The organism is uncultured Pseudomonas sp., from assembly GCF_943846705.1.
GTDB lineage: Bacteria > Pseudomonadota > Gammaproteobacteria > Pseudomonadales > Pseudomonadaceae > Aquipseudomonas.
This window is the reverse complement of sequence record NZ_OX044366.1, coordinates 1,316,945-1,340,634: the sequence shown is the minus strand read 5'-3', so window position 1 is coordinate 1,340,634 and position 23,690 is coordinate 1,316,945. Positions and strand designations below refer to the sequence as shown.

At 61.4% G+C, this 23,690-nt stretch carries 21 protein-coding genes; 11 read left to right on the top strand and 10 right to left on the bottom strand.

From position 1 onward, the window contains the following. Window positions 1-151 precede the first annotated feature (151 nt). Entirely contained in the window at window positions 152-1,558 is a 1,407-nt protein-coding gene (locus Q0V31_RS06410; protein ID WP_298185817.1) for a mechanosensitive ion channel family protein, read from the top strand. 129 nt (window positions 1,559-1,687) lie between these two features. Continuing rightward, window positions 1,688-2,311: an FMN-binding negative transcriptional regulator gene (locus tag Q0V31_RS06405; RefSeq protein WP_298185813.1), complete on the top strand. Its 624-nt coding sequence runs from the start codon at window positions 1,688-1,690 to the stop codon at window positions 2,309-2,311. 23 nt (window positions 2,312-2,334) lie between these two features. Here the strand turns inward: Q0V31_RS06405 and Q0V31_RS06400 are convergent, their stop codons facing one another. Beyond that, a complete protein-coding gene (locus Q0V31_RS06400) occupies window positions 2,335-3,153 on the bottom strand; it encodes a helix-turn-helix transcriptional regulator (protein ID WP_298185811.1) in 819 nt (272 codons plus the stop codon). A 153-nt stretch (window positions 3,154-3,306) separates the two neighbouring features. Here Q0V31_RS06400 and Q0V31_RS06395 point away from each other — a divergent pair, with 153 nt between their 5' ends. The 4 genes from Q0V31_RS06395 to Q0V31_RS06380 all read left to right on the top strand — a co-directional run bounded on the left by Q0V31_RS06395 (window position 3,307) and on the right by Q0V31_RS06380 (window position 7,854). Then, window positions 3,307-4,746, top strand: a complete 1,440-nt coding sequence (locus Q0V31_RS06395; protein WP_298185809.1) for an alanine/glycine:cation symporter family protein — start codon at window positions 3,307-3,309, stop codon at window positions 4,744-4,746. Between the two features lie 78 nt (window positions 4,747-4,824). Continuing rightward, window positions 4,825-5,811, top strand: a complete 987-nt coding sequence (locus Q0V31_RS06390; protein ID WP_298185807.1) for an asparaginase — start codon at window positions 4,825-4,827, stop codon at window positions 5,809-5,811. 75 nt (window positions 5,812-5,886) lie between these two features. Further along, complete coding sequence (locus tag Q0V31_RS06385) at window positions 5,887-6,345, top strand: GNAT family N-acetyltransferase (RefSeq protein ID WP_298185804.1); 459 nt, start codon at window positions 5,887-5,889, stop codon at window positions 6,343-6,345. 153 nt (window positions 6,346-6,498) lie between these two features. Beyond that, a complete protein-coding gene (locus Q0V31_RS06380) occupies window positions 6,499-7,854 on the top strand; it encodes an 8-oxoguanine deaminase (protein WP_298185801.1) in 1,356 nt (451 codons plus the stop codon). Between the two features lie 199 nt (window positions 7,855-8,053). Here the strand turns inward: Q0V31_RS06380 and glsB are convergent, their stop codons facing one another. The 5 genes from glsB to Q0V31_RS06355 form a co-directional block, all read right to left on the bottom strand. After that, window positions 8,054-8,962 carry a glutaminase B gene (glsB, locus tag Q0V31_RS06375; protein ID WP_298185799.1) on the bottom strand — a complete coding sequence of 303 codons (909 nt, stop codon included), beginning with the start codon at window positions 8,960-8,962 and terminating at the stop codon, window positions 8,054-8,056. A gap of 78 nt (window positions 8,963-9,040) precedes the next feature. Further along, window positions 9,041-9,343, bottom strand: a complete 303-nt coding sequence (locus Q0V31_RS06370) for a DUF3240 family protein (RefSeq protein WP_298185796.1) — start codon at window positions 9,341-9,343, stop codon at window positions 9,041-9,043. Between the two features lies 1 nt (window position 9,344). Then, window positions 9,345-10,286 carry a sodium-dependent bicarbonate transport family permease gene (locus Q0V31_RS06365; RefSeq protein WP_298185794.1) on the bottom strand — a complete coding sequence of 314 codons (942 nt, stop codon included), beginning with the start codon at window positions 10,284-10,286 and terminating at the stop codon, window positions 9,345-9,347. A 301-nt stretch (window positions 10,287-10,587) separates the two neighbouring features. Further along, the gene (gene oadA / locus Q0V31_RS06360) at window positions 10,588-12,411 is read right to left on the bottom strand and encodes a sodium-extruding oxaloacetate decarboxylase subunit alpha (protein WP_298185791.1); all 1,824 of its coding nucleotides are present in this window, start codon (window positions 12,409-12,411) and stop codon (window positions 10,588-10,590) included. Between the two features lie 16 nt (window positions 12,412-12,427). Next, window positions 12,428-13,843 carry an acetyl-CoA carboxylase biotin carboxylase subunit gene (locus Q0V31_RS06355; protein WP_298185788.1) on the bottom strand — a complete coding sequence of 472 codons (1,416 nt, stop codon included), beginning with the start codon at window positions 13,841-13,843 and terminating at the stop codon, window positions 12,428-12,430. A gap of 189 nt (window positions 13,844-14,032) precedes the next feature. Between Q0V31_RS06355 and Q0V31_RS06350 the strand changes: the two genes are divergently transcribed. After that, complete coding sequence (locus tag Q0V31_RS06350) at window positions 14,033-14,995, top strand: LysR family transcriptional regulator (protein WP_298185785.1); 963 nt, start codon at window positions 14,033-14,035, stop codon at window positions 14,993-14,995. On the opposite strand, the gene Q0V31_RS06345 is transcribed toward Q0V31_RS06350, so the two are convergent. Both Q0V31_RS06345 and hexR read right to left on the bottom strand, forming a co-directional pair. Then, complete coding sequence (locus tag Q0V31_RS06345; RefSeq protein WP_298185783.1) at window positions 14,937-15,161, bottom strand: PA3496 family putative envelope integrity protein; 225 nt, start codon at window positions 15,159-15,161, stop codon at window positions 14,937-14,939. The genes Q0V31_RS06350 and Q0V31_RS06345 overlap by 59 nt on opposite strands. A 191-nt stretch (window positions 15,162-15,352) precedes the next feature. Next, window positions 15,353-16,219, bottom strand: coding sequence for a transcriptional regulator HexR (gene hexR / locus Q0V31_RS06340; protein WP_298185780.1), 867 nt, complete (start codon window positions 16,217-16,219; stop codon window positions 15,353-15,355). Between the two features lie 111 nt (window positions 16,220-16,330). Between hexR and zwf the strand changes: the two genes are divergently transcribed. Next, the gene (gene zwf, locus Q0V31_RS06335; RefSeq protein ID WP_298185777.1) at window positions 16,331-17,818 is read left to right on the top strand and encodes a glucose-6-phosphate dehydrogenase; all 1,488 of its coding nucleotides are present in this window, start codon (window positions 16,331-16,333) and stop codon (window positions 17,816-17,818) included. A 34-nt stretch (window positions 17,819-17,852) separates the two neighbouring features. Here the strand turns inward: zwf and Q0V31_RS06330 are convergent, their stop codons facing one another. Next, window positions 17,853-19,115: an MFS transporter gene (locus Q0V31_RS06330; RefSeq protein WP_298185775.1), complete on the bottom strand. Its 1,263-nt coding sequence runs from the start codon at window positions 19,113-19,115 to the stop codon at window positions 17,853-17,855. A 165-nt stretch (window positions 19,116-19,280) separates the two neighbouring features. Between Q0V31_RS06330 and Q0V31_RS06325 the strand changes: the two genes are divergently transcribed. The 3 genes from Q0V31_RS06325 to Q0V31_RS06315 are packed head-to-tail and all read left to right on the top strand — an operon-like array spanning window position 19,281 to window position 20,711. Then, the gene (locus Q0V31_RS06325) at window positions 19,281-19,787 is read left to right on the top strand and encodes a hypothetical protein (RefSeq protein WP_298185771.1); all 507 of its coding nucleotides are present in this window, start codon (window positions 19,281-19,283) and stop codon (window positions 19,785-19,787) included. 11 nt (window positions 19,788-19,798) lie between these two features. Further along, a complete protein-coding gene (locus tag Q0V31_RS06320) occupies window positions 19,799-20,329 on the top strand; it encodes a DUF5384 family protein (RefSeq protein WP_298185768.1) in 531 nt (176 codons plus the stop codon). 55 nt (window positions 20,330-20,384) lie between these two features. Next, complete coding sequence (locus tag Q0V31_RS06315) at window positions 20,385-20,711, top strand: hypothetical protein (RefSeq protein ID WP_298185765.1); 327 nt, start codon at window positions 20,385-20,387, stop codon at window positions 20,709-20,711. A gap of 42 nt (window positions 20,712-20,753) precedes the next feature. Here Q0V31_RS06315 and Q0V31_RS06310 read toward each other — a convergent pair whose 3' ends face one another. Then, a complete protein-coding gene (locus Q0V31_RS06310; protein WP_298185762.1) occupies window positions 20,754-23,636 on the bottom strand; it encodes an EAL domain-containing protein in 2,883 nt (960 codons plus the stop codon). Window positions 23,637-23,690: the final 54 nt, after the last annotated feature.

Below are 23,690 nucleotides of genomic sequence, written 5' to 3'. Positions count from 1 at the left end.
GGCGCTGTGCTATCTAGCCGCCGCAATAGCTCTTGCGCCTGAGCGGCATACTCCCCACCTCATCGACAAGCTGAGCGCTCAGCCAGTCGCCGTTCTGCGCATCCGTGTAGGCTAATGTATTGATTGCCGCCTTAACTCGGAGCCGCCTGCGATGACGTTTTCCATCAAGCCCTCGCGCAATACCCTGCTGGCATTGGCTCTGCTAAGTGCTTTATTGCCTGGCCAAGCCCTCTTGGCCCAGAGCGAAGACGCGGCGCTGGCCGAGCCAGTCGTGATGGAGATCGAGCCAGAAGCGGCCGAGCGTGATGAGAAGATTCAGGCACGTATCGAGAACATTTTTGCCGAACTGGAGCCCCTGCGTAACGTCACCGTGTATGTCGGTGAAGGCGTGGTCATCCTGCGCGGCGAGGTGGCCAATGAGCAGGCGGCGCAACAAGCCCAGCGCCTGGCGAACCGGCTCGCCGGGGTGGTCACGGTAACCGATGAGATGAGCCGGACGCTGGCCGTGGCCGATAACGTGCGGCCGGTGATCGAGCGCATCCAAACGCAAAGCCTGAATTTTATTAAAGCCCTGCCGTTGCTTGGCCTGGCGCTGCTGGTATTAGTCGCCTTCATCTTGCTGGGTAGCTTCCTCGCACGGCAGAAAGCGCTGTGGCGAAAACTGGCACCCAACCCCTTTCTCGCCGATTTGCTGGCGCAAGCGACCCGCGTGGTCATCCTGCTGTTGGGGATTATCCTGGCGCTCAATTTGCTCGGCGCGGCGGCGGTGATCACCACGATCCTCGGCGGTGCAGGCGTGATCGGCCTGGCCATTGGCTTTGCCGTGCGCGACACGGTGGAGAACTACATCTCCAGCGTGATGCTGAGCCTGCGCCAGCCGTTCCGCGCCAAGGATCACGTGATCATCAATGACATCGAGGGCATCGTCGTGCGCCTGACCTCGCGCGCCACAATCTTGATGACCCTCGACGGTAACCACATGCGCATCCCCAATGCGGCGGTGTTCAAGGGCATCATCCTCAATTACTCGACCAACCCGGAGCGGCGCTTTGAGTTTGAACTCGGCGTGGATGCCGATGATGACCCCGTGGCCGGCATGCAGGCCGGTTTGGACGCCATTCGCAGCCTCGACTTTATCCTGCAAGACCCCGAGCCCGATGCGCTGATCAACACGGTGGGCGATTCCAACATCGTGCTGACCTTCTACGCCTGGATCGACCAACGCCAAACCAACTTTGCCAAAGCCCGCAGTTTGGCCATTCGCGCCGCCATGCGCGCATTGGCAGAGCAAGGCTTCACCTTGCCTGAGCCGATTTACCGTTTGCGCTTCGATTCCGAGGTCAATACGGCGCTGTTTGCCGCGCTGGATGCCACGCATGTCGGCATCGCACCGGCTGCAAGCCGCACAGTCAAAGAACAGCGCCCGGCAAGCCAAGTGGAGCGCGCTGATGACGTGCTGGATGTCACCCCGGACAAACACCTGGAGCAGAAAGTGGACGCGGAAATCCAATCGGAGCGGGGCAACGACTTGCTCGATAAGGATGTGCCACAGGAATAGGATCGCCCTTCACTAATAGATCAACCTAAGAGCCGCGACGTGGACTGTGCCGGTAAAAGTCGCCGTAACTGCAGCTTATCCGGCCCGGTGCAGCGCGCTAGGATGCAGCCTCGCCGCCGGAGCCCCGTCATGTACACGCCACCTGCATTCCGCCAAAACGACCTCGCCCAGTTGCACCAGCAGATCAGCGCCTGTCCACTGGCGACGCTGATAAACCAGGGCGCAAACGGCCTGCTGGCCAGCCACCTGCCGCTACTGTTGGCCGCCGACGAGGGCGAATTCGGCACCCTCTATGGCCACTTCGCTCGGGCCAACCCGCACTGGCGCGAGCTTGAGCAGGGCGAAACTCTGGTGATTTTTCAGGGACCACAGGCCTATGTCAGCCCGAGCTGGTACCCGAGCAAGGCCGAACACGGCAAAGCGGTGCCCACCTGGAACTACATCGCCGTGCACGCACATGGTCAGGCGACGCTTATTGAGGATAGCGAGGGGCTGCTGCAACTGGTCAGCCGCCTGAGCGCACAGCATGAGGCCGGACGCGAGCGCCCCTGGGCGGTCAGTGATGCGCCGCCGGACTATATCGACACGATGCTGCGCGCCATCGTTGGCTTCGCCCTGCCAATCCAGCGTATTGAGGGGCAATGGAAGCTTAGCCAGAACCGCACGGCCGTCGACCGCGAAGGGGTGCGTGAGGGCCTCAACGCCAGCCCTGTCGCCGCAGATCGTGCTCTCGCCGAACGACTGAACGACTGAACGACTGAAGCCTTGCTGGCGCGTCACTCGATCTCGAACAAACCATTACGGATCTGCGCGCCGCTCAGGCGCTGGCGGATGTCGGGGTCGATGCGCGGGTCATCCGGGCTGTAGAGCATGACCTGACGGTAGGCATTTACCCGGTTGATGTCATTGCCGAGAAACTCCCAGACCACCCGGGTGCACGCAGGCGTGCGCAGGTCGCCGCTGGACACGCCGGTTTTCAGGCCGTTAAGACGAGTAATGCGGCTTTTAAAGCTGGGAATCAAAATGGTCTGGGTCATTTCATTGCCGGTCAGCGACTCGTAGTCGACCAGGAACAGCCGGTCCTGCAGGAAAAACGCCGCGCCCAGGTAGCGGCAACGTACCCAGTCTTCCGCCTTGCCACTGTCGGCGCGCGAGGGCTCCTGGCGCTCTTGGCGCTCGAACAGAAAACTGCCGCGCTCCTCGCGCAGTTGTACCAGCGACAACAGAATCTGCCCCGGCACGGACATGCAATTGGAGTACTCGAAGTAATAGCCGCAGTAGCGCGACAAGCTGCTGGAGTGCTCGCCCAGGGGCTGAAAAAACTCCAGCAAGGGATCACTGCTTACCCGCGCGTCCTGGCTACCGCTGCGGACACCAATCAAGTCGGCAAATTGCTCGGCAGGCAGGCTCAACTCGTAGGCCTCAACCCCGAAAAAATCACAGATACGTTTAAGGTTGTAGGCCGTCGGCCGGCTCTGCCCACTGAGGTACTTGTTGAATTGGGCGCGATTGATCGTGAGCTTGCGGCACACCTCGGCGATCGAGCGGTAATGGCTGCAGAGCAGCTTTAGGTTGGGCCCTAGGTGATCGGACATGCGGCAATTCCTGATGATGCGAGCGACGCCATTTTAGCATCAACTCGCGTCATATCGCCGCCACCTGCGTAATTGCACGACACGCCCGCCTGCTCAACTATTCCGCCCCTGAAAATTTCCTCCTCACAGAACAACAAGAGAGACTGCGCTGCCATGCTCGATATTCTCAATGACCTGATCTGGAGCAAGCTGCTGATCGTGATGCTGATCGGCCTTGGTCTGTACTTCACCATCGCCTCGCGCTTCGTCCAGTTCCGCTACTTCGGCAGCATGTTCCGCATCTTCGCCGAAGCCTTCCAGCGCCAGCCCGGCCAGCTCAGCTCGTTCCAGGCGCTGATGCTCTCGGTCGCCGGCCGCGTGGGTGCCGGCAACATCGCCGGTGTCTCGGTGGCGATCATGCTCGGTGGCCCGGGCGCGATCTTCTGGATGTGGATCGTGGCGCTGGTCGGCATGGCCACCAGCTACTTCGAGTGCTCCCTGGCGCAGCTGTACAAGCGCCGTGAAGACGACGGCACCTACCGTGGTGGCCCGGCCTTCTACATCGAGCACGGTCTCGGCCAGCGCTGGTTGGGCATCGTCGTGTCGATTCTGCTGCTGGTGACCTTCGGTTTCGGCTTCAACGCCGTGCAATCGTTCACCGTGGCCAGCTCGATGCATGACACCTTCGGCATGCCGACCTATGTCAGCGGTCTGATCCTCACCGCGGTGATCGGCCTGATCATCTTCGGCGGCATCAAGCGCATCGCCAAGTTCGCCGACGTGCTGGTACCGGTGATGGCATTTGCCTACATCGCCATGGCCCTGTTCGTGATCGGCAGCAACGTCGAGGCCATCCCGGCCACCTTGAAGCTGATCGTCAACAGTGCCTTCGGCCTGGAACCGGCATTTGCCGGCGGTATCGGCGCAGCGATCATCATGGGCGTGAAGCGCGGCCTGTTCTCCAACGAAGCCGGTCTGGGCAGTGCGCCGAACGTCGCCGCCGTGGCCGAGGTCAAGCACCCAGTGGCCCAGGGCATCGTGCAGTCGCTGAGCGTGTTTATCGACACCATCATCCTGTGCAGCTGCACGGCGTTGATCATCCTGCTGTCGGGCGTCTATCAGCCGGGCATGGACATGGCCGGCGTGGTGCTGACCCAAACTGCCGTCGCCAGCGTGGTCGGTGAATGGGGCCGAGTGTTCGTCACCGTCGCCCTGTTGATGTTCGTGTTCACCACCCTGATCTACAACTACTACCTCGGTGAAAACGCCCTGGGCTTCTTCAGCAAGAAGCGCGCGCCGGTGATGGTCTACCGCGTGCTGGTAGTGGCTCTGGTACTGTGGGGCTCGGTTCAGGACCTGGGCACCGTGTTCGCCTTCGCCGACGTGACCATGGGCCTGCTGGCCATTACCAACCTGGTCGCCCTGGCGCTGCTGTTCAAGGTTGGTATGCGCCTGATGCGCGACTACGACAGCCAAATCAAGGCAGGCGTGGCGTCACCGGTACTGGATGCGAAGAATTTCGCCGACCTGGACCTCGACCCAGCCGTCTGGGCGGCTAACTCGCAGAATGCCGCGCCCCAAGCGGACATCGGCAACAGCGTGCATCAGCGCTAAACGCTGCACGGGTTGTGACAAACAGGGGGCTTAGCCCCCTGTTTTCTTATAAGAACAATGTGAACACGGAGAGCTCATATGGGTTGTAGAAAACTCCTGGTGCTTTATACCGGCGGCACCATCGGTATGCAGATGAGCGCCACCGGCCTGGCCCCGGCGTCCGGCTTCGAGGCGCGCCTGCGCAGCCAGCAAGCGCAGGAAGCCCAGCCACTGCCGCAATGGACCTTCCGCGAGCTGCTGCCACCGATCGACAGCGCCAATATGAACCAGCACAACTGGCTGGCGATGGTCGCGGCGATTCGCGCCGGCGTCGAGCAGGACGGTTGCGATGGCGTGCTGCTGCTGCACGGCACCGACACCCTGGCCTACAGCGCCGCCGCCCTGAGCTTCCTATTACTCGGCCTGCCGGTACCGGTAGTGCTCAGCGGCTCAATGCTCCCGGCCGGCGCCGAAGGCAGCGATGCCTGGGACAATCTATTCGGTGCCATGCGCGCGCTGCAGGCGGGTGTTACGCCGGGCGTGCAGCTGTACTTCAATGGCGCACTGCTGCACGGCGCGCGGGTCAGCAAGCTGCGCAGCGACGCCTTCGACGCCTTCCACGTGCTACCGCGCCAGCGCCACAGCGCACGGGCCAAAAGCCTCCCGGCGCGCATTGACTACCGCCAGCCGCGCCAGCCGGTCAACCTCGCCGTATTGCCGTTTTACCCTGGCATCCAAGCGAGCCACGTCCACGCATTACTCAACAGCGGCGTGCAGGGCTTATTGTTGGAGTGCTACGGCAGCGGCACCGGCCCAGCGGATGACGCCGAACTGCTCGGCGTGCTCAAAGCTGCGCATGATCGCGGTGTGGTACTGGCGGCGATCAGCCAATGTCCACACGGACATGTCGAGTTCGGGGTGTATGCTGCAGGTAGTCAATTGGCCAACGCCGGGTTGATCTCCGCCGGTGGTATGACTCGCGAGGCGGCGCTGGGCAAGCTGTTCGCCCTGCTCGGTGCGGGTCTTAGCCAGAGCGAAGTGGAACACTGGTTTGCCCTGGATGTCTGTGGTGAACGCGCCGATTGAAGCCAGCGTGCTTGCAGCTAGCCTGCAAGCAGCTATTTACGTTTCAGGGCTTTAGCCAACCGAGGAGCCAGCGTCATGTCGATTCGCATTCCCGTCGAGATCCGCCCCATCACCAGCGCCGACCATGCTGCCTGGCTGCCTCTGTGGCAGAGCTATCAGCGCTTCTATATGACCGAGATTGCCGCCGCCACCAGCGACACCACCTGGCAACGCTTCCTCGACCCCGCCGAGCCGATGCACGCGGCGCTGGCCTGGCACGAGGGCAAAGCCATCGGCCTGGTGCACTGGATCTACCACCGCTCGACCTGGACCAGCGGTGACTACTGCTACCTGCAGGACCTGTTTATCGCCAAGGATGTGCGCAGCAGCGGTGCCGGGCGCAAGCTGATTGAGCACGTCTACCAGCAAGCCAAGGCCGAAGGCTGCTCGCGCACCTACTGGCTGACCCATGAGAGCAACAGCAAAGCCATGCTGTTGTATGAACGTATCGCCGAACGCTCGGGTTTTTTGCAGTACCGTAAACTGCTCAGCTAACGGCGCGGCACACGCAACAAACTTGCAGCGGATAATTCACGGCGTTATCGTCTGCGCCACGCCCGGCGACTCAGCCGTCCGCGTACCTGGATCAGCAGACAGGGTAAACACTGAGCTGGCTAACCTGAACCCCACTTCAGAGGAGCCAATTCAATGGCTGCTACCCGTACCTGGATCAAAAACCCCCTCGCTATTTTCACCGCCAACAGCCTCGACGCCACCGGCGGCCTGGTGATTGAACATGGGGTGATAGTCGAACTGCTCAAGGCCGGCCAACAACCGTCCTTGCCCTGCGAGCAAACCTTCGACGCCCGCGAGCATGTGGTGCTGCCCGGGCTGATCAACACCCACCATCACTTCTACCAAACCCTCACCCGCGCCTGGGGCCCGGTGGTCAACCAACCACTATTTCCCTGGCTGAAAACCCTCTACCCGGTATGGGCACGCCTGACCCCGGAGAAGCTAGCCCTGGCCAGTAAAGTCGCCCTGGCCGAACTGTTGCTGTCCGGCTGCAGCACCGCCGCCGATCACCATTACCTGTTCCCCGGCGGCCTGGAAAACGCCATCGACGTGCAGGTCGAGGCAGTGCGCGAGCTGGGCATGCGCGCCATGCTCACCCGCGGCTCGATGAGCCTGGGTGAAGCCGATGGCGGTCTGCCGCCACAACAAACCGTACAGCAAGGTGAGGTGATTCTGGCTGACAGCCAGCGCTTGATTCGCCAATACCATCAGCGTGGCGACGGCGCGCAGATCCAGATCGCCCTGGCACCCTGCTCGCCCTTCTCGGTGACTCAGGACATCATGCGCCAGAGCGCCGAGCTGGCTGAAAAACTCGACGTGCGCCTGCACACCCACCTGGCGGAAACCCTCGACGAAGAGGACTTCTGCCTGCAGCGCTTCGGCCTGCGCACCGTGGATTATCTGGACAGCGTCGGCTGGCTCAGCTCACGCACCTGGCTGGCCCACGGCATCCACTTCAACCCGGATGAAATCCAACGCCTGGGCGCGGCCGGCACCGGTATTTGCCATTGCCCAAGCTCGAACATGCGCCTGGCCTCGGGCATCTGCCCGACCCTCGACCTACAAGCCGCCGGCGCGCCGATCGGCCTCGGCGTCGATGGCTCGGCCTCTAACGATGCCTCCAATATGATCCTCGAAGCGCGCCAAGCCCTGTATATCCAGCGCCTGCGCTACGGTGCCGAGAAGATCACCCCGGAACTGGTACTGGGCTGGGCCAGCAAAGGCTCGGCCAAACTGCTGGGACGCAGCGATATCGGCGAACTGGCGGTGGGCAAACAGGCCGACCTGGCCTTGTTCAAGCTGGATGAGTTGCGCTTCTCCGGCAGCCACGAGCCGATCTCCGCCCTGCTGCTGTGCGGCGCGGACAAGGCCGACCGAATGATGATCGGCGGCCAGTGGCGGGTGATCGACGGGCAAATTGAAGGCCTGGATGTAGCGCAGCTGATCGCCGACCACCGTCAGGCTGCCAAGGAGCTGATCGCCGGCTGATGGTATAGAGCCGTAGGGTGGGGCGCTGAGTCCATCACCCTCGGTTAACTCGCCCTTGGCGGCGCCGTAACCCACCAGATGAGTGGAGACCGCTTGGTGGGTTACACGGCGCACCAGCATCGCAGTACCTGCAAAATGGTGACTTGCGCCGTTAACCCACCCTACGTGTCGTGAACTTGCCGCAGATCCAAGTCAGCCCCTAGAACACTGACCAGCCAATCCGCTCGCTCAGCAGTTCGAGCGCCTTGATGCCCGCAAGCGAGTTACCGGCAGCGTTTAGTTCCGGTGACCACACGCAAACACTAAAGCGTCCCGGCACCACCGCGACGATGCCACCGCCGACGCCACTCTTGCCCGGCAAACCGACGCGATAAGCAAAGTTGCCGGCCTCGTCATACAGGCCGCTGGTGGCCATGATTGCGTTGATCTGTTTGCTCTGCCGCGCGCTGAGAATCTGCGCGCCGCTGTGTTGACAGAAGCCGTCATTGGCCAAAAAGCAAAACGCCCGCGCCAGGTCGACACAGCTCATGCGCAGCGCGCAGTAACTGAAATAGCTGCGCAGCACCGCTTCCACGTCGTTATGGAAATTGCCAAAGGACTGCATCAGGTAAGCTGCCGCCGCGTTACGCGCCCGGTATTGGTATTCCGAGTCAGCCACCTTGCTATCCACCGACACCTCGGGATTACCGGCCAGGCGTCGGACAAAGTCGCGCATCGACAACACCGGCGCGGCAAAGCGCGACTGGTTGATGTCGCAAATCACCAGGGCTCCGGCATTGATAAACGGATTGCGCGGGCGGCCACGCTCGAACTCCAGCTGCACCAGCGAGTTGAACGGCTGACCAGAGGGCTCGTGACCCAGGCGCTGCCAGATGGCTTCGCCGGAATGCTGAATGGCCTGCACCAGGCTGAATACCTTGGAAATGCTCTGCACGGAAAACGCCGTATCGGCGTCGCCGGCACAAAACAGCTCACCCTCGTTGCTGTACACCGCAATGCCCAGCTGGTTGGCCGGCACATCGGCGAGCGCCGGGATGTAATCGGCCACCTTGCCCTGGCCGATTAACGGACGTACCTCATCGAGAATTTCATTCAGCAACGCTTGCATGCTCAGGCTCACCACAAAGCCCGAGTGCATCTCGGGCGATGGCAGGTAGACGCTTGCCTGATGCGGCTGATCACAGGCTCAAAATTTTTCCTGGCGCAGCACTTCCACCTGCGCCAGGTAGCACACCATGGCGAAATCGGCGTAGTAACGCGCCTGCAAATGCTCGGCGATCCGCTCGGCCACATCCCGCGCGCAGATGACTTCCAGACGGATATTGCCCTCGGTCTCCCAACCCGCGCTGCGCACGCCGCGGGCACCACGGCCACGGGCGTCGGAAATGGTCCAGCCGGGAGCACCGAGGGTCTGCAAGTCGGTGACCAGTTTTTTCTCCAGCGCCGCTTCGCAAATCACGGTGAGCAGGGTGCGCGTGTGTGCGTTCATATCAGAGCCCCCAGGCAATGAGCTGTTCGGCCAGCATCAGGTACAGCGGGATGCCAAACAGGATGTTGAAGGGAAAGGTTATACCCAGTGAGGCGGTCAGCGACAGCGATGGGTTGGCTTGCGGCAGGGCCAGACGCAGCGCCGCCGGCACCGCGATATATGAGGCCGAAGCGGCCAGCGTCGCCAGCACCGCAGTACCGCCCAGCGACAACTCCATAAAGCGCGCGAGCAATGCACCAATCAACGCACCCAGCAGCGGCATCAGCAAGGCGAAGCCGAGCAGGCGCAGGCCGAACTGTTTCAGCGCGCCGAGTTGCCCGGAGGCAATCAGGCCCATTTCCAGCAGGAAGAACGCCAGCACCGGTTTAAACATGCTGGTGTACAGCGGCTCCAGCGGCTTGATTGCCTCTTTGCCGGCGATCGCGCCAATGATCAGGCCACCGAGCAACAACATGATGCTCTTGCCGAGGAAGATCTCCCGGCCCAGCTCACCCCAGTCGGTATCGCGCGCCAGCCCTTTGGCCAGGAGGATGCCGACCAGAATCGCCGGGATTTCGAGAATCGCCACAAACAGCGGCATGTAACTTTCAAACTCGATGCCCCTGGCCAGCATGTAGGCCACCACCACGGCAAAAGTACCGGCGCTGACCGAGCCATAGTGCGCCGCCACGGCTGCCGCGTTGACCCGGTCAAAACCCAGGCCGCGCAACACGGCAAAGGCCAGCAGGGGTAACGCCACGCCCAGTAACAGCACCAGCGCCGCCTGCCCGAGTAACTGCCAGCTGGCTTGTTCGGCCAGTTCCACGCCGCCGTGCAGACCAATGGCCAGCAACAGCATGATCGACAGGGTTTCATAGAGCGCAGGCGGGAGCTTCAACTCGCTTTTCAGCAAGCCAGCCGCGAGACCGAAGACAAAAAACAGCACTACCGGATCCAGACTCACAGCGCATACCTCGTTCTATTTACCCGTAGGGAGACGCTCGCAGCGTCACACCTCTTGCTTGCCTAAATGGTCATGCCCCTCCGCAAGTTGTGCTGTTACTCGCAGTTTCGCACGCTACCCGGCCAAGAGCCTTGCAGCGTGCGACGGGGCATAACCGAAAAAAAGGGAGCCCTAAGGCTCCCTCGGGACTCAGGCACATGGCCTAAAACCCTTGCCAGACGCAGAACCCGCGCCGGCGATGTAAAAAGAAGCCCCAAAAAAGCTCTTCAAATGCCTGTTCAAACAGCCGGGGCTTCCGAGGTTAACCTTCGATTTCCACCAATACATCACCCGGATTGACCCGGTCACCCTTGGCCACATGCACCGCTGTGACGCTGCCGGCAATCGGTGCCTGCACTTCGGTTTCCATCTTCATCGCTTCGCTGATCAACACGGCCTGACCAGCCTTGACCGTGTCACCGACCTTGACCAGTACATCGACAATATTGCCCGGCATGCTGGTGCTGACATCGCCCGGCGCACTGGCCTGCTTGCGCTTGCCACTGCTGCCGGCGACAAAGTCATTCAGCGGCTCGAACACCACTTCTTCCGGCATGCCGTCGATGGACAGGTAAAAGTGCCGCTTGCCGTCGCTCTTCACGCCGACGCCGGTGATATCAACGCGGTAGCTTTCGCCATGCACGTCGACCACGAACTCGGTCGGCACACCCTCGCCGCCCGCCGGGGCCACACCGCCGGCTTCGGGAATCGGCAACAGCACTTCCGGGGTCAGGCTGCCAGCCGCGCGTTCTTCGAGGAACTTGCGCCCGATATCCGGGAACATCGCATAGGTCAGCACGTCTTCTTCGGATTTCGCCAGGCTGCCCACTTCCTCACGCAGCTTGGCCATTTCCGGCTTGAGCAGATCCGCCGGGCGCACGTCGATGACGTCTTCGCTGCCGATCGCCTGCTTGCGCAGCTGCTCGTTGATCTTGCCCGGCGCCAGGCCATAACGGCCCTGCAGATAGAGCTTCACCTCGTTGGTGATGGTCTTGTAGCGCTCGCCGGCGAGTACGTTGAACACCGCCTGGGTGCCGACGATTTGCGAGGTCGGCGTGACCAGTGGCGGGAAGCCAAGGTCTTCACGCACCCGCGGGATTTCCGCGAACACTTCGTTGATGCGGTTCAGCGCGCCCTGCTCTTTGAGCTGGTTGGCCAGGTTGGACATCATCCCGCCCGGCACTTGGTTGACCTGCACACGGGTGTCGACGGTGGTGAATTCGCTTTCAAACTGGTGGTACTTCTTGCGCACGGCATGGAAGTACAGGCCGATGTCCTGCAGCAGCGCCAGGTCCAGGCCGGTATCGTACTGGCTGCCCTTGAGCGCCGCGACCATCGACTCGGTGCCCGGATGGCTGGTGCCCCAGGCCATGCTGGAGATGGCGGTGTCGATATGATCGGCACCGGCTTCAATCGCCTTGAGCTGGCACATGGCACCCAGGCCGGCGGTGTCGTGGCTGTGGATAAACACCGGCAGATCGACCTCGGCCTTCAACGCCTTGACCAGATCAAAGGCCGCATAAGGCGTGAGCAGGCCGGCCATGTCCTTGATCGCCACCGAGTCGATGCCCATGGCCTGCATGGCTTTGGCCTGCTTCACGTAGGCCTCGACCGTGTGCACCGGGCTGACGGTGTAGCTGAGGGTGCCTTGCGCATGCTTGCCGGCGGCCTTCACCGCCTCGATCGACACGCGCAGGTTACGCACATCGTTCATCGCGTCGAAGATGCGGAACACGTCGATGCCGTTGACTGCCGCCTTGGCCACGAAGGCTTTGACCACGTCGTCGCTGTAGTGGCGATAGCCCAGCAGGTTCTGCCCGCGCAGGAGCATCTGCAGGCGGGTGTTGGGCAGCGCCGCCTTGAGCTTGCGCAGGCGCTCCCAGGGGTCTTCCTTAAGGAAGCGAATGCAGGCGTCGAAGGTCGCGCCGCCCCAGACTTCCAGCGACCAATAACCGACCTGGTCAAGCTTGTCGCAGATCGGCAGCATGTCTTCGGTGCGCATGCGTGTGGCCAGCAACGACTGGTGGGCATCGCGCAGGACAGTGTCGGTGACGGTGATTTTCTTCTTGGAAGAGGGCGTGCTCATGTTCTGATTCCTTCCCTTACAGGCCAGCGTGGGCAGCAATGGCGGTGGCGATGGCGATGGCCAGGTGCGACGGGTTGCGCTTGATCGAGTACTCGGTCAGCTCAGGGTGCGCCTCGACGAAACTGGTGTTGAACTGACCGCTGCGAAATTCCGGATTACGCAAAATTTCCTGGTAATAGGCCGCCGTGGTCTTCACCCCTTGCACGCGCATGTCATCCAGGGCGCGCAGGCCACGGGCCAGGGCTTCTTCCCAGGTCAGCGCCCAGACCACCAGCTTCAGGCACATGGAGTCGTAGTACGGCGGAATGGTGTAGCCAGTGTAGATCGCCGTGTCGGTGCGCACGCCGGGGCCGCCAGGGGCGTAGTAACGGGTGATCTTGCCGAACGAGGGCAGGAAGTTGTTCTTCGGGTCTTCGGCGTTGATGCGGAACTGCAGGGCGAAGCCACGGTGGATGATGTCTTCCTGCTTGATCGACAGCTCCAGGCCCGAGGCGATGCGGATCTGCTCGCGGACGATGTCGATACCGGTAATTTCTTCGGTGATGGTGTGTTCCACCTGCACCCGAGTGTTCATCTCCATGAAGTACACCTCGCCCTCGGCGAGCAGGAACTCCACGGTGCCGGCATTCTCGTAACCCACCGCCTTGGCCGCACGCACGGACATGTCGCCGATGTAAGCGCGCTGCTCCGGGGTTAGCTGCGGGCTGGGGGCGATTTCGATGAGCTTCTGGTTGCGCCGCTGGATCGAGCAATCACGCTCGTACAGGTGCACAGTGTTGCCGAAACTGTCAGCGAGGATCTGTGCCTCAATGTGCTTGGGGTTAACGATGCACTTCTCCAGGAACACCTCGGCACTGCCAAAGGCCTTGGTCGCCTCGGAAATCACCCGCGGGAAGTTCTGCTCCAATTCCTCACGGCTGTTGCAGCGGCGAATACCACGGCCGCCGCCACCGCTGGTGGCCTTGAGCATCACCGGGTAGCCAATGCGGTCGCCTTCGCGCAGGGCTTCGGTGATATCGGCGACGTTGCCTTCGGTGCCGGGGGTGACCGGCACGCCGGCCTTGATCATGCTGCGCCGCGCTTCGGTCTTGTCGCCCATGCGGCGAATCACTTCCGCGCTAGGGCCAATGAACTTGATCCCACGCTCGGCGCAGATATCCGCCAGCTCGGCGTTTTCTGAGAGAAAGCCATAACCGGGATGCAGGGCATCGCAGCCGGTTTCCACCGCCAGGTTGACCAGCTTGCGCGGGTTCAAATAACCGGCCAGCGGGTCCTCACCAATGCCATGCGCCTCGTCGGCCCGTTTGACATGCAAGGCATGGCGGTCAGCATCGGAATACACCGCGACCGAGCGAATGCCCATTTCGGCGCAAGCTCGCACAATGCGTACGGCAATCTCACCGCGGTTGGCTATCAGGATTTTCTTGATCACGAGCCAGCATCCTCGATCACGTGAGCAGGCAACCGACAACAGCGGTCGACGAGTGACCGCTACAGCAACCGCGGTCAGGCGCTAAAACTACGCCCGCCGAATGAATAACCAAAATCAGTATTTATTGGGTTTAGTATTAGTTAAGACTTATAGTTGCCTGACAAATCATCAGCACAACAGGTTATAAACGTGCGTAAGTCATTGCTGCGTATGACATTTCGTCAGCTTCGGGTATTCCGCTCAGTGTGCAACCATCTTTCTTACAGCCGTGCGGCTGAGGAGATGGCCCTGACTCAGCCCGCAGTCAGCCTGCAGATTCGCCAACTGGAAGAGCTGATCGGTCAGCCGCTGTTCGACTACGTCGGTAAGAAGCTCTACCTGACCGAGGCTGCCGAAGCCCTGCAACGCGCCAGCGCGGATATTTTTGGCCGCCTGGAAAGCTTCGACATGCAACTCTCCGACCTGCAAGGCTCGCTACAAGGCCAGCTGAGCTTAGCTGTTGAGTCCAGCGCAAAGTACTTCGTTCCACACCTGTTCGCCGCTTTTCGCCAGCAATTCCCGGAAGTTAACCTGCAGCTAGTGGTGACCAATCACAGCCAGGCGATCAAGCGCTTGAACGCCAACCGCGATGACCTGCTGATCATGTCGCGGGTGCCCACGGACATGAATCTGGAATTTCTACCTTTCTTGAATAACCCGATCATCGCCGTGGCGCCGCCCGATCATCCGCTGTGCCACCAGGGCGCGCTGAGCCTGCAGGACCTCACCGCCTTCCCGCTACTGACCCGCGAAGCCGGCTCCGGCACCCGCCAGGCTAGCGAAGAGTACTGCCACCAAAAACGCGCACACTTCGCCCAGACCCTGGAGGTCGGCTCTATAGAAGGACAGTGTGAAGGGGTGATCGCCGGCCTCGGCCTGGCTCTGTTGCCACGTCACGCCGTGCGCCGCGAGCTGGAATGCGGTGCCCTGCGCGAACTACCGGTGGCCGAGCTGCCGCTGCTGCGTAGCTGGTGCCTGGTGCACCCGCGCGGCAAATACCTGTCGCCGGTGGCCCAGGCATTTTTCGCCTTTGTGCGCGATCAACGCAGCCTGATCAACGCCCTGGCGGAGCGCTTCGCCGAGCCGACGCCTGCTTCCCAGCCAGGTAGTTAGCCGCGATCAGCTCTGGGTAATCCACCCATTGCTGCTGCAACCGGCGCTGCTCGGCATGCGCCTCGATGGCACGGCGGTATTCCATACGGCGTTGATCAAGCAGCTTGCGCCGTACTTTGGCGTCGCTGTTTTCATGAGACTGCGATTTATCCAGGTAACCAGACATAGCGGCAACTCCCAAGCTGAATAAGGGAGTACCAGCATCGGCCCTGGATATGACGCTTTGATGGCCATGCGATAACGCGGCGATGACATTAGCAGCGCAGAAACCTGATTCGGGATTTCGCGAGCCAGAACATTCCGAGCCTGTTTTTAACGCCACAGGGCCGACGACGCGCAGCAAATCCTGGACAGGTTTCAGTCTTCGACGGTCTTATGCGCCTTGGGCGACAGGCGCAGGCTGCGCAGACTGCGCTTGACGCTCTTGAGGTGATTGACTAGCCCCGGACCACGGGCCATGGCCACACCCATGGCAAGCACGTCGATCACCACCAGGTGGGCGATGCGCGAGGTCAGCGGGGTGTAGATTTCGGTGTCTTCCTGCACGTCGATGGCCAGGTTGACCGTGGCCAGGTCGGCCAAGGGTGTTTGGCTCGGGCACAGGGTGATCAGCGTCGCGCCGGTTTCACGCACCAGATTGGCGGTGATCAGCAGATCCTTGGAGCGCCCGGACTGGGAGATGCAAATCGCCACGTCGGTAGGCTTCAGAGTCACCGCACTCATCGCCTGCATATGCGGATCGGAATAGGCCGCCGCCGTCAGCAGCAAACGGAAGAACTTGTGCTGCGCATCTGCCGCCACCGCGCCCGACGCGCCAAAGCCGTAAAACTCGACGCGCTGGGCGTTGGCGATGGCAGCGATGGCCTGTTGCAGGGCTTGGGTATCGAGTTTTTCACGCACCTCGATCAGGGTGTGTAGGGTGGTGTCGAAAATCTTCAGGCTGAAGTCGGCCACCGAATCATCTTCATGAATGGCGAACTGGCCAAAACTGGCGCCAGCGGCCAGGCTCTGCGCCAGCTTGAGCTTAAGATCCTGAAACCCGGTGCAGCCAATCGCCCGACAGAAGCGCACGATGGTCGGCTCGCTGATACCAACGTTGTGCGCCAGCTCAGCCATGGAGCTGTGCATGACCGACGCCGGGTCGAGCAGAACATGGTCCGCAACTTTGAGTTCTGATTTGCGGAGGAGATGACGCGACTGGGCAATGTGCTGCAACAGGTTCACAGGTTTAGGCTCGACTTTTGGCTAACGAATCCATCTAGCACGCCGCATCGGAGTCACGACTCGGTTATGATCGGCGCACGACGGGTTGTAGTGGTTTTGTAGTTATACTACATGACCGCCGCTCCCGCACGGCTAAACCGAGTCGGAGTTCCCACCTTGAGCATTCCCTGCGACATGCTGGTGTTTGGCGGCACCGGTGATCTGGCCCTGCATAAGCTGCTGCCAGCGCTCTACCACCTGCATCGCGCTGGCCGCCTGCATGGCGACACGCGCATTCTTGCCTTGGCCCGCAGCGCCAACAGCCGCAGCGCCTACCAAGCCCTGGCAGAACGTCACTGCCGCGCCCAAGTCGCGCGCAATGACTTCAATAACGACACCTGGGCCAGCTTTGCCGCGCGCCTCGACTACTTCGCCATGGACGCCAGCCAGAGCGCCGATTTCGGCCTCCTGAGCAAGCGCTTGGGCGAAGACCCTGAACGGGTGCGCATCTATTACCTGGCCACCGCGCCGGACCTGTTTGAAGACATCGCCTCGCACTTAAAGACTGCCAGACTGGCCGGGCCCAAGGCGCGTATCGTGCTGGAGAAACCCATCGGCCACTCATTGCAGTCGGCCCAGGCGATCAACGCGGCCATTGGCGCGGTGTTCGATGAGTCGCGGGTGTTTCGCATCGACCACTACCTGGGCAAGGAGACGGTGCAGAACCTGATGGCGCTGCGCTTCGCCAACGCCTTGTTCGAGCCGATCTGGCGTACCGGGCATATCGACCACGTGCAGATCAGCGTGTGCGAAACCCTCGGCGTGGAGAACCGTGGCGCTTACTACGAAAAAGCCGGGGCCATGCGCGACATGATCCAGAACCACCTGCTGCAGTTGCTCTGCCTGGTGGCCATGGAAGCGCCGGTGCGTTTCGACGCCGAAGCGGTACGTAACGAGAAGGTGAAAATCCTCGAAGCGTTGAAGCCCATCACCGGCCTCGACGTGCAGGACAAAACCGTGCGCGGCCAGTACACCGCCGGCAAGATCGGCGGTCAGGAAGTGCCAGCCTACTACTTCGAGAAAAACGTCGACAACGATAGCGACACGGAAACCTTTGTCGCCGTACAGGCCGAGATCGACAACTGGCGCTGGGCCGGCGTGCCGTTCTACCTGCGCACCGGCAAGCGCCTGGGGCACAAAACCTCGGAAATCCTGATTCAGTTCAAACCCGTGCCGCACCAGCTGTTTGGCGGCGGCGAAGCCAACCGCTTGCTGATCCGCCTGCAGCCGGAAGAGCGCATCAGCCTGCAATTGATGGGTAAAAGCCCCGGCAAGGGCATGCACCTGCAACCAGTGGAACTCGATCTCAACCTGGCCGATGCCTTCCACAAGCAGCGCCGCTGGGATGCTTACGAACGCCTATTGCTGGATGTGATCGAAGGCGACTCGACGCTGTTTATGCGCCGCGACGAAGTCGAAGCGGCGTGGCACTGGGTCGATCCGATCATCAAAGGCTGGCACCAGCACTACCAGAGCCCGCGCCCTTATCCGGCCGGCAGCGACGGCCCGGAGCAGGCTAGCAACCTGCTGGAACGCCACGAACGGCAGTGGATGGAATAACCCCGGGGCCGGCGGGCCACGGCTGCAGCACTGACTATTGGGCGCTGGCCAAGGCGTCAGGCTGCGCCCGGCGGAAGTACAGCAGTACCAGCGGTAACGCCAGCAAGCCCAAGACGCCCGCCCCGACAAACAACGCCTCATAGCCCAGCCACTTGGCCAGCAAGCCACTGCTAGCGCCCACCAGCCCGGCCAGCAACAGCTGCACACTGGCCTGCAAGGTAAAGTCGGCGCCCTCATGCTCAGGCCGGCACTGGCGCATCATCAACGCAAACAGCGCCACCGTGGACATGCCATCGGCGGCCTGCTCAAACAGCGCCACGGCGTACACCAAGCCCGAATCGCCGCCCGCATTTACCAGCAGGGCCATGGCCGCGATGCCGCAGGCCTGCAACAGGCCGAACAGCAGCAACGCCCGCAATGCGCCGATTCGCGCATAAAGCAGGCCGCCAAGAACGGCCCCGGCAATCCCCACCAGGCTGCTGATCAAGGTCAACTGACCCAACTCGGCATTGCTCCAACCTTGATCGACCAACATCGGCTTAATCATCGGTGAGCCCAGCGCATCACCTAACTTGAAACTCAGTAGCACCGCCAGCCAAAAGAGCATGCCGGGCTGCAGCAGCAAGCCGCGATAATGCCGCAGCAGCAATCCGGGACCAGCCGGCTCGGCCTGCGCCGGCCGGAACGGTAGCTGGCGCTTTTCGGCAAAACGCCAGATCGGCACGCTCATCAGCACCAGCAGCGCCGCTACCAGAGCCAGGCTGAGGTGCCAGCCTAACGTGTCCATCGCCAACAACAGGCCACTGCCACTGACCAGCATACCGACCTTGTAGCCACCCACCTGCAGGCTGTTACCCAGCCCGCGCCAGCGCTCAGGCAACAGGCGCACGGCCAAACCATCGGTGGCAATGTCCTGGGTCGAGGCCGCCAGATTGACCAGCAACAACAGGCCCATCAGCAGCAGAAAATGACTGCCAAACAAGCGCTCAGGGTCCATCAGCGCCAAGCCCGCCAGCACCGCGATAACCCCCAGCTGCAACGGCACAATCCAACCGCGCCGATGGCCCAGCCGTGGCGAGGCCAAGCGATCCACCCAGGGCGCCCAGAGCACCTTGAGCAGCCAGGGCAACGCCAGCAACTTGAGCAAACCAATCAGTGCCAAATCGACCCCGTGCTGACGCAGCAGCACCGGCAGCGAATGCGCCAACAGGCCGGAAGGCAGGCCCTGTGCGCAATACAGCGAGGCCAGCAGAATCAGGGTGCTGCGCGGGGGAGCAGTAGAAAACAATCGACTCATGGCAGTAGCAAAACGCCCCAATGGTCAAGCCGGAGTACATGATGGGTGTGACAGGATCGACCTTTACCCCCAACAACTCCTTTGATTAGAATGCTGGCCGACTGCCATGCTTAGTCGGAAATGAGCTGGTAAATGGATTTTTTATAATCATCAAGGAATAAAGGAATGATGATCAAACGTTGTCTGGCACTTTCTATCGCCGCCGTATTGGCAGGCTGCCAAGCCACTGGCGAACAGTACCAAGCGGATGTCTTCGACGCGAGTCAGGTTAATACTCAGCAAGAAGCCAAAACCATCAAGATCATCACGGTTTCCCCCACCAAGATCAAAGTCAGCAACGAGAAAAACAAGAAGGCCGCCATGATGGTTGGCGGTCTGCTCGGCGCAGTGGGTGGCGCTGCACTGGGTGCACAGAACCATCGTGACACCGCGATTGTTGGTGGTGTAGCCGGCGGCGCAGCCGGTGCCATGGCCGGTTCGCTGGTTAACGACACCACCCTGGTGCCTGGCGTACTGATCGGTTACTCCGAAAACGGCAAAATCTTCACCTCTGCTCAGGTCGGCCGGACTTGCGAGTTCAAGATCGGCGAAATCTCCCTGATGGTCATGATGCTGTCCAACGAGACCCGCATCCAGCCTAACGCCACGTGCCCTGAACCAACCAAAGGCTGAGGGCCACGCAGATGAAACATATCGTTCTAGGCTCTGCCCTGGCATTGCTGACCCTGCCCGCCCTGGCCAATCAGTTCGATCAGCTGTACCAAATCGAACAAGAAACCAAGCAAGCACAAGCCAATGCCGAAGCCGAACGCTTTCGCCAGGCCGCCGCCGAGCAGGCGCGTGCCAACGCGCGTGATGAGGCTAATCGCCGCCAACGCGCCGCTGCCCAGCAAGCCGCCGCCCAAAAGGCCGCGGCGCAGCGCCAGGTTCAGGAAGCGGAAAACAAGCGCGTGCGCAGCCGCGAAGAGGGTTTTGAAGACGAGTTGCGCGCGCTGGAGCTGGAGGAGCGCAAGCTGGAGTTGCAGGCCAAGCGCGCCCGTGCGGCACGGGCTAATGACTATATCGATGCCGAACTGCGTGAGAGCGCGGCCCGCACCGATGTCATTCAGTCGGATGCGGACGCCTCACGCAACATCACCTCAGGCACCAAAGCCTTGCTGGAAGACACCGGTAAAGCCGAGGTCAACCGCTCCAACAGCCTGTTCGGCAAATAGCCCCACCACCTGCCCTCGGCTCACCGCCGGAGGCAGGTCTTCAAGAGAACTCACCATGCTGCGTTTAGTGACGCTGGTAGCCACCAGCCTGCTGCTGGCTGCCTGCAAAGAAGATAAAGCGCCGGAGTTTCCCGCGGTCGACCTGCACGGTCGCCTGGTCGTCGATCAAGAAATGACCAACAGCCGGCAAGCACAGGGTATTCAAGGTGAATACTTCAACCGCGTGCTGACCGTGAACGGTCAGGACATGGCGTTTGCCGACTTTATCAAGCAGTACTGCGCGGACAGCAACACCCGCAATGAGACCTGCCTGAAAGCCTTGCGCATCAAGAAAATCGACGACGTCAGCGGGGCCACCCGCTTTCTGCCCAACGGGCTCTGAAACCCTTTGCTGCGCCTGCTTGCAGGCGCAGCTTAGTGCCGGCTAAAGCACACTGTCCTGCTCACGCAGCAGCTGAGCAAACTGCTCGGCGGGCACTGGCTTGCTGATCAAATAACCCTGAATCTCGTCACAGCGCTGACTCTTGAGGAAGTCCATCTGTGCCTGGGTTTCCACGCCCTCGGCCACCACCTTGAGTTCCAGGCTGTGGACCAGGGCGATGATCGCGCGGGTGATCGCGGCGTCTTCACTGCCGGGAGTGAGGTCGCGGATAAAGGTCTGGTCGATCTTCACGTAGTCCACCGGGAAACGCTTGAGGTAGCTGAGCGAGGAATAGCCGGTGCCGAAGTCATCAATCGCCAACTTAACCCCCAAGTTGCGCAATTGCTGGAAGGTACTGATCACACTTTCGACATTATCCAGCAGCTGGCTTTCGGTCAGCTCCAACTCCAGAAACTGCGGGGCCAGGCCAGTTTCCTTTAGCACCTGACGCACCAGGCTGAGCAGGTTGCCCTGGCGCAGCTGATGCACCGATAGGTTCACCGAGACACGAATCTGCGCCAGACCTGCATCGCGCCAGGCACAGGCTTGTTTACAGGCCTGGCGCAAGACGAACTCGCCAATCGCACCGATCAGCCCAGTTTCTTCGGCCAGGCCGATGAAGTCGCTTGGCGGGACCAATCCCAGTTCTGGATGACGCCAGCGCACCAACGCTTCGGCGGCATTAAGGCTGTCAGCGGCCAGGCACAGTTTGGGTTGGTAGAACACTTCCAACTGCCCGTCTTGGATGCCTTTGCGCAGCTGATTTTCCAGCTGAATGCGCTCTAGGGTGCAGGCCTGCAGATTGTCAGTGAAGAACTGGAAGGTGTTGCCGCCCAGATGCTTGGCATGCTGCGTGGCCATATTGGCTTGGCTAATCAGCGCAGAGATTTCCCGCGCGTTGTCTGGCAGCAAGCTAATCCCCAGCGAAGCACTGACCACCAACTCATGGCCGCCCACCGTCATTGGCACACGCAGCTTGCTGAGCAGACGACTGGCCAGACGCGCCAGGCTGGAGAGGCTGCCGTAGGAGTCGAGGAGGATGGCAAACTCGTCAGCAGACAGCCGCGCCAGGGTGTCTGCCTCAGGCACGGCTTGGGTTAGTCGACGGCTGATCTGCCGGAGCAGCTGGTCAGCCACTTCATGGCCGAGGCTGTCGTTGAGCAGCTTGAAACGGTCTAGATCGATATGCAGCAGGGCGATGCTGCGGCCATTCTGCCGCGCCCGCTGGCTGGCTTCATGCAGCCGCTGCTTGAACAGGCTACGGTTGGCCAGGCCCGTCAGCTCGTCATAGTGCGACAGGTAACGCAGGCGTTCTTCGGCCTCACGCCGCGATGACAGATCGGCAAAGAAGCCGACGATATGACTGACACTGCCGCGCGCATCGCGCACCACATTCAATTGCAGCCACTGCGGATACAGCTCACCGTTCTTGCGCGTTTCAATCAATTCGCCGCGCCAGGTGCCGCTGCTCTCCAACTCTAGGCGAATCCGCTGGTACTGGCGGCGACTGTCGGCGCTGCCAATCAAGCTGATCACGCTTTTGCCGACCACCTCGTCCTGGCGATAACCGGTGACGTCACTGAAGGCCTGGTTGACCGATAGCAGACGGTAGTCCGGGTCAAGAATCACGATACCTTCACTGGCGGCCTCGAACACCGTGGCGGCCAGTTGCTGCTGCTGCTCCTGCTCCTTGCGCGCGCTGATATCGCAGCGTGTACCGAGCATGCGCAGCACGCGGCCCGCAGCATCACGCTCGACCGCACGACCACGATCCTCGACCCATACCCAGTGACCTTGCGCATGCTTGATGCGGTATTCGACCTGATAATCCTCACTGCGCCCTTTCATGTGCTCGACCAGCGCACGGCGCAACAGTGGCAGATCCTCCGGGTGCAGGCGCGGCTTGAGGTCGCGCAGCATGACCTGCACCTCATGGGGCTCCAGGCCAAAGATTTCCTTAAGGCGCGAGTGGTGCACCTCATCGCTCTGCAAGTCCCAGTCCCACAAGCCTAACTCGCTGGCTTCAATGGCCAGGCTCAGGCGCGTGCGGCTTTTGCTCAGGGCGTAGGTGGTTTCATCCAGCTCCAGGGTGCGTTCGGCTACGCGCATCTCCAGCTCGCCATGCGCCTGGCGCAGCTTGCGTTCGGCGCGGCGGCGCTGCTCCACTTCATGGGCCAATTCGCTGTTGAGCCCTTCAGCCTGCAACTTGGCGTGTTCCAGATTGCTAATCAGCGCCTGATTATGAAAGCGCTGCAACAAGCTGCGCTGCACCAGGCGGTTAACCTGCCAGGCGACCACCAGCAGGGTCAGCATCAGAATGCTGGCGAGCAGGCCCCAGCCCTGTTGCAGCGCATTGCCGCTGAGCAGCAGGTAGCTCACCGAGGGCAGCAGGCACGGCAGGGCAAAGGTCAGAAAGGCCGAGAAACTGATGGCATACGCCACACTGGCAGAGAGGATGACCGCGGAAATCAGGCCATAGACCAGCGCTTGCAGATAAAACACATCGGCAGGCACCAGGGCGATTACCGCAAACGCCAGGGTCAGCCCAGACGCCCCGGCCCCGAGCAGAAACAGCCGCCGCCAATGCGGCGCGGCCTGGCGACTGGGCAGCAGCTTATTAAAGGCCCGCACTTGCACCTGACGCAGCACGGCAAGGATCACCAGCCAGAGCGACCAACCGCTCAGCAGCAGCGGCGGCAACGCGCCCCACAGGAGGAAGGTGCAGGCCACGCCACTGAGCAGCATCAGCAGGGTCGGCACCTGCGAGCCCTGGTAGAGCATGCGGGTGCGTTCGGCGGCAATATCTGTGGCAAACAGCTGAGTGACTTCCCGCCCGGAAGTCACCTTAAGGCCATTTACCTCAACGAATGAAGTCACAGCAGTCATAGGCGATGTTCTTATAATGGTTGCCTAAAGATCGGCGCAGCATACCCGAGCTAG

Coding starts and splice junctions, on each gene's coding strand:
- Q0V31_RS06320 (WP_298185768.1), top strand. CDS start 19,799: ATGAAACATATCGTTCTAGGCTCTGCCCTGGCATTGCTGACCCTGCCC.
- Q0V31_RS06325 (WP_298185771.1), top strand. CDS start 19,281: ATGATGATCAAACGTTGTCTGGCACTTTCTATCGCCGCCGTATTGGCA.
- Q0V31_RS06315 (WP_298185765.1), top strand. CDS start 20,385: ATGCTGCGTTTAGTGACGCTGGTAGCCACCAGCCTGCTGCTGGCTGCC.
- zwf (WP_298185777.1), top strand. CDS start 16,331: ATGACCGCCGCTCCCGCACGGCTAAACCGAGTCGGAGTTCCCACCTTG.
- Q0V31_RS06400 (WP_298185811.1), bottom strand. CDS start 3,153: ATGTCCGATCACCTAGGGCCCAACCTAAAGCTGCTCTGCAGCCATTAC.
- Q0V31_RS06380 (WP_298185801.1), top strand. CDS start 6,499: ATGGCTGCTACCCGTACCTGGATCAAAAACCCCCTCGCTATTTTCACC.
- Q0V31_RS06370 (WP_298185796.1), bottom strand. CDS start 9,343: ATGAACGCACACACGCGCACCCTGCTCACCGTGATTTGCGAAGCGGCG.
- Q0V31_RS06330 (WP_298185775.1), bottom strand. CDS start 19,115: ATGAGTCGATTGTTTTCTACTGCTCCCCCGCGCAGCACCCTGATTCTG.
- Q0V31_RS06310 (WP_298185762.1), bottom strand. CDS start 23,636: ATGACTGCTGTGACTTCATTCGTTGAGGTAAATGGCCTTAAGGTGACT.
- Q0V31_RS06395 (WP_298185809.1), top strand. CDS start 3,307: ATGCTCGATATTCTCAATGACCTGATCTGGAGCAAGCTGCTGATCGTG.
- Q0V31_RS06410 (WP_298185817.1), top strand. CDS start 152: ATGACGTTTTCCATCAAGCCCTCGCGCAATACCCTGCTGGCATTGGCT.
- Q0V31_RS06405 (WP_298185813.1), top strand. CDS start 1,688: ATGTACACGCCACCTGCATTCCGCCAAAACGACCTCGCCCAGTTGCAC.
- oadA (WP_298185791.1), bottom strand. CDS start 12,411: ATGAGCACGCCCTCTTCCAAGAAGAAAATCACCGTCACCGACACTGTC.
- Q0V31_RS06345 (WP_298185783.1), bottom strand. CDS start 15,161: ATGTCTGGTTACCTGGATAAATCGCAGTCTCATGAAAACAGCGACGCC.
- glsB (WP_298185799.1), bottom strand. CDS start 8,962: ATGCAAGCGTTGCTGAATGAAATTCTCGATGAGGTACGTCCGTTAATC.
- Q0V31_RS06390 (WP_298185807.1), top strand. CDS start 4,825: ATGGGTTGTAGAAAACTCCTGGTGCTTTATACCGGCGGCACCATCGGT.
- Q0V31_RS06385 (WP_298185804.1), top strand. CDS start 5,887: ATGTCGATTCGCATTCCCGTCGAGATCCGCCCCATCACCAGCGCCGAC.